The 1,430-nt window shown below is 64.6% G+C and carries 1 protein-coding gene; it reads right to left on the bottom strand.

Annotation, left to right across the window (positions count from 1 at the left end):
- Positions 1-58: 58 nt before the first annotated feature.
- Positions 59-1,294: an IS256 family transposase gene (locus ABQE93_RS27020; protein WP_448411968.1), complete on the bottom strand. Its 1,236-nt coding sequence runs from the start codon at positions 1,292-1,294 to the stop codon at positions 59-61.
- Positions 1,295-1,430: the final 136 nt, after the last annotated feature.

Genomic DNA, 1,430 nt, shown 5'->3' on the forward strand with positions numbered 1-1,430 from the left:
CGGTCAAGTCCATGGACGTGGTGTACGACGTCGTCGTGTGATTCTTCGTGGTGATGGTTCAGGCGGTCAGTGCCGCGGGGGTGTCCTCCTGTTCTGTCGCGGTGTCGTTGACGGCGCGTGATTTGCTCAGCACATCGAGGCCGAGGTAGCGCCGGGACTCGGCCCATTCGTCGTGTTGTTCGGCCAGCACGGCACCGACGAGGCGAATCAGTGCGTTGCGGTCGGGGAAGATGCCCACGACGTCGGTGCGTCGGCGGATCTCCTTGTTGAGGCGCTCCTGGGGGTTGTTGGACCAAATCTGACGCCAGATCTGTTTGGGAAAGGCAGTGAATGCCAGCAGATCCGATCGGGCCGATTCGAGGTGCTCGACGGTTCTGGGGAGCTTGTCGGCGAGCGCGTCGATGATCCGATCGTATTGGGCAGCAACGGATTCAGCGTCAGGTTGGTCGAACACCGAATGCAAAAGGGTCTTGACCCACGGCCACGACGCTTTCGGGGTGACGGCCATAAGGTTGGTCGTGTAGTGCGTTCTGCAGCGCTGCCAGGTAGCCCCGGGCAGCGTGGCGCCGATCGCGGCCACCAGCCCGGCGTGGGCGTCGGAGGTCACCAGCTTCACCCCCGCCAGGCCGCGGGCGGTCAACGACCGCAGAAACGTCAACCAGCCCGCGCCGTCCTCGGCGGTGGTGACGTCGACACCGAGGATCTCGCGGTAGCCCTCTTGGTTCACCCCGACGGCGATCAGGGCGTGCACGTTGACCACCCGCCCGCCCTCGCGGACCTTGAGGACCAGGGCGTCGGCCGCCACGAACGTGTACGGGCCGGCATCCAATGGCCGGGTCCGGAAGGCTTCGACGGCGGTGTCGAGTTCCTTGGCCATCACCGACACCTGCGACTTCGACAGGCTGGTGATGCCGAGGGTCTCGACGAGTTTGTCCATCCGCCGCGTGGACACCCCCAACAGGTAGCAGGTGGCCACCACGGTCGTCAGAGCCCGCTCGGCGCGTTTACGGCGTTCCAGCAGCCAGTCCGGGAAATACGAACCGTGGCGCAGCTTGGGGATCGCCAGATCCAAACTGCCGACGCGGGTGTCGAACTGGCGCTGCCGATAGCCATTGCGCTGATTGGTGCGCTCGGTGCTGCGCTCGCCGTATCCCGCGCCGCACAGGGCGTCGGCTTCAGCACCCATCAGGGTGTGGATGAACGTGGCCAGCAGCTCGCGCAGCACATCGGGATGGGCGGTGGTGAGTCGTTCGGCGAGCACAGCGGGCAGGTCGATATTGTGGGCAGTGGTCATCGCGTCGATTCCTTTGCTCGAGTGACTTTGACGGGTCTCTCGAAGAATCACGCGATGACCTTCATTCATTCGGCTACGACACGCCGGTACCGCCAATCAGGTCCGACTCGTACACCACCTTGGTGGACGCAACCCC

Source organism: Mycolicibacterium sp. XJ662 (assembly GCF_053484035.1).